3 protein-coding genes and 1 pseudogene are annotated in these 3,685 nt (G+C 65.5%); all 4 read right to left on the reverse strand.

Annotation, left to right across the window (positions count from 1 at the left end):
• A partial coding sequence (locus JMF82_RS22140; RefSeq protein WP_236585623.1) for a hypothetical protein occupies nt 1–183 on the reverse strand: 183 nt, incomplete at its 3' end.
• Between the two features lie 52 nt (nt 184–235).
• Nucleotides 236–1,996, reverse strand: a complete 1,761-nt coding sequence (locus JMF82_RS21670) for a bifunctional sulfate adenylyltransferase/adenylylsulfate kinase (protein WP_201316596.1) — start codon at nt 1,994–1,996, stop codon at nt 236–238.
• Nucleotides 1,997–2,061: 65 nt separating this feature from the next.
• The gene (locus tag JMF82_RS21675; protein WP_201316597.1) at nt 2,062–2,784 is read right to left on the reverse strand and encodes a phosphoadenylyl-sulfate reductase; all 723 of its coding nucleotides are present in this window, start codon (nt 2,782–2,784) and stop codon (nt 2,062–2,064) included.
• Nucleotides 2,781–3,685, reverse strand: a pseudogene (locus JMF82_RS21680) (sulfite reductase); the annotation flags it as partial. The pseudogene JMF82_RS21680 and the gene JMF82_RS21675, both read right to left, overlap by 4 nt.

Genomic DNA, 3,685 nt, shown 5'->3' on the forward strand with positions numbered 1-3,685 from the left:
CAAGGCCATTTTCTTTGGGTTACTTTTCTTTTGGGCCAGCAAAAGAAAAGTGACTCGGCGGCCGGCAGGACGTCGAAACGCCCGCTGCGTAAGCGGCACGCTGGCGGTAGCGGAGCTACCGAAGGCATACCCGCTCTTACAAGAACGAAAACATGCGAACAGGCGCGAAAGGCTGTCGCGCACAGGGTGCGCTCCTACAGGGGGTGCGGTCGAATTACGAGTCGTGCCCAATCGATCACACACGCAACAACCCGCGCTGCTGCAGCAACTCGACAATGTGCCGCGCCAACACCGCCGGCTCACCCGCGTTGCCATCCACACGCAACTCCGGCTGCTCAGGCACCTCATAAGGATCACTGATCCCCGTGAATTGGGTAATCGCCCCGGCACGCGCCTGCGCATAGAGCCCCTTGCGATCGCGCGCCTCGCACACCTCCAATTCGGTGGCGACATGGATTTCGATGAAGTCGCCGTGCGTCTCGACCAGTTCACGTGCCTCGGCTCGTGATGCGGCATAGGGAGCGATCGGTGCGCACACTGCAATGCCGCCGTGCCGCACGATCTCACTCGCCACATAGCCAATGCGCGTCACGTTCGCGTGGCGATCCTCGCGCGAGAAGCCCAGGCCACGCGAGAGATGCTTGCGCACTTCGTCACCGTCCAGGACCGTGATCGAACGGCTGGTCCGTTCCAGCAATTGCGCCACGACCGCCTGCGCGATGGTGGATTTGCCCGCGCCCGACAGCCCCGTGAAGAACAACGCGAAGCCGCGCGTCGCCTTTGCCGGATGCCGCTCGCGCAGGATCTCCACCACCTCGGGAAAGGAGAACCAGGACGGGATGTCGCTGCCTTCATGCAGATGTCGTCGCAGCTGCGTACCGGAGATGTCGCGCACTTCGTCGTCCGGCTGCACTTCCGTCGATGGTAGATAGGCGTCGCGATTGGCCACGTAGACCATGGCGGGGAACGGCACCACCTGGATGCCGAGCTCGTGCTGATGACGCTCCAGCAGGTGCTGCGCATCGAAGGGTCCGTAGAACGGCTTGCCTTCCGCGTCCTTGCCGGGGCCTGCATGGTCGCGGCCGACAATGAAGTGGCTCGCGCCGTAATTCTTCCGGATGATCGCGTGCCACACCGCCTCGCGCGGGCCGCCCATGCGCATCGCCAGCGGCAACAGCGAGAGCTTCGCGCTGTGCGCCGGGTATTGCGGCAGCAGCGCCTGGTAGCAGCGCACACGCGTGTAGTGATCGACGTCGCCCGGCTTGGTGCGCCCGACGGACGGTTGCACCAGCAGCTTCGCCCCTACCTGCTGCGCCGCGCGCAGGGTCAACTCACGATGCGCGCGATGCATGGGGTTGCGCGTCTGGAAAGCCACGATGCGATCCCAGCCGTTGGCGGCGAACCAGTCGCGCAGGCTCCGCGGCGTGTCGCGCAAGGCGGCGAAATCGAAATGCGCAGGTGGTTGGATGCCTTTCACTCGCCCGCCGAGATTGATCGGACGATAGCGATCCAGCAACTCGGCCACGCCGGGATGCGTGCGATCGGTGGTGCCGAACACGTTCAGCGCCTCGTGCTCGCGGTCCGGCCGGTAGATGTCTTCCACTTCCAGCACTGCCAGCGGCACGCCCTGGCTGTCGCGCAAGGCCACCTCGCTGCCTGGCGCCAGCTTGGCAGCGAAGTCTTCACTCACGTCCAGCGTGATCGGCATCGGCCACAAGGTGCCGTCGGCCAGTCGCAGCTCCTGGACGACGCGATCGTAGTCCCGCCGGGTGAGAAACCCTTCCAGCGGCGAGAAGGCGCCGTTCAGCAGCAACTCCAGGTCGCACAGCTGCCGGGTGTCGAGATCCACGCCAGGGAAGCCGGCGCTGCGTTGTTTCAGCTGCTCCGCCTCGGCAGGCGGCAGATAAAGTTCTTTGAGTTCGCCGCCATGGGGCGGCACCAATCCATCAAGAAGGGGCAATGCGGCATCGGTCTGGGCAAGGGCTGTCTGGCTCATGATGTGTTCTTGTCGTGTCGGGGCGTCGGCCAGCGTCGTGCGCTGGGTGGAATCTGTCGCGGCCGTCAGGCCAATCCGTGCAGGCCGCATTCGCGCTTGAGTCCGAAGAAGCGCGTCGAGTCGAGGTCGGAGCCCGGCTCCCAGCGATGCGTGGTGTGCACGTCGCCGATCGAGATGTAGCCCTGGTCCCACAACGGGTGATAAGGCAGGCCGTGGCGGCGCAGGTACATGCCGACGTCGCGGTCGGACCAGTCGGCGATGGGATGGAATTTCCAGCGACCATCGCGCCGTTCGGCAAACGGAATGGCCGCGCGCGTACGCGCCTGGCTGCGTCGCAGGCCGGCGAACCAGCTGCCTGCCTGCAGCTCGTCGAGCGCGCGTTGCATGGGCTGCACCTTGCGCAGCTGGTTGTAGCGATCGATACCGGGTACGCCCTGTTCCCACAGGCGTCCTTCACGCGCCTCCATCCATGCCGGGCTTTCGGCGGCGCTGTACACGCGAAGGTCCAAGCCGAGGCGACGGCGCAGTTCGTCGATGAACTGGTACGTCTCGGGAAACAGGTAGCCGGTGTCGATCAACAGCACGGGCAGATCGGGGCGCTGCCGCGTCAGCAGATGCAAGGACACGGCGGCCTGCGCACCAAAGCTGGAGGAAAGCACGTGAGTCCCGGGGGCATAGGCCAGCGCCCACACCACGCGCTGCTCGGCGCTCAACGTACCCAGCCATTGGTTCAATGCATCCAGTGCCTTGGGATCGTGCTGCGCGTCCTCCAGCAGCGCCTGCTTCATACCGCCACCTCGACATCGATGCGTGGCGCGTCGCTCGTGATGACGCCGGTGCGCACGAGGAAATCACCGAAATGCTCGCCTTGCTGCCTTTCGCCGGCGTACCGGGCGAACAGTGGAGCCAGCGCATCCAGGATCGCGGGCTCGTCCACGTTTTCGCGATAGGGGGCGTTGAGGCGCTGCCCGCGAAAGTCCGCGCCAAGCCGCAGGTCGTAACGGCCGGGCCCGCGCCCGACCAGCGCAATCTCGCCGAGATAGGGCCGCGAGCAGCCGTTGGGGCAGCCGGACAGGCGCAGCAGGATCGGTGCATCGCGAAGGCCATGCGCTTCCAGCAGGGTTTCCAGCCTGGGAAGGATGGCAGGCAGATAACGCTCGCTCTCCGCCATGGCCAGCCCGCAGGTGGGCAAGGCCACGCACGCCACGGCGTGGCGACGGATGCCACTGTCCGAGCGATAGCCGTCCAGCCCATGCGCCGCCACGAGCGCATCGATGCGCTCGCGATCCGCGGCCGCCACGTTGGCGATGATCACGTTCTGGTTGCAGGTAAGGCGGAAATCACCCTGGTGCACCTTCGCCAGTTCGCGCAGCCCGGTGAGCCAGCGTCGTCCGCCGACGTCCGCCAAGCGCCCGGATTCGATCTGCAGGGTGAGGTGCCAACGGCCGTCGTTGCCTTCGATCCATCCGTAGCGATCGCCGTTGTGGTCGAAGCGATAGTCACGCTCGGGCAACAATGCGAAGCCGACGCGCTTCTCCACTTCCGCCTTGAACGCATCCAACCCGTGCCGGTCGATGGTGTACTTGAGGCGCGCGTGCTTGCGCTCGCCGCGATCACCCCAGTCGCGCTGGACGGCCACGATCGTCTCGGCCACTTCACGCAATTGATCCGGCGTGACGAATCCCATCA

It is taken from the genome of Dyella sp. EPa41 (assembly GCF_016586165.1).
Taxonomy (GTDB): domain Bacteria; phylum Pseudomonadota; class Gammaproteobacteria; order Xanthomonadales; family Rhodanobacteraceae; genus Dyella.

What these genes read in the sequence shown, in the direction of transcription:
- JMF82_RS21675 (WP_201316597.1), bottom strand. Translation starts at nt 2,784, where the DNA reads ATGAAGCAGGCGCTGCTGGAGGACGCGCAGCACGATCCCAAGGCACTG.
- JMF82_RS21670 (WP_201316596.1), bottom strand. Translation starts at nt 1,996, where the DNA reads ATGAGCCAGACAGCCCTTGCCCAGACCGATGCCGCATTGCCCCTTCTT.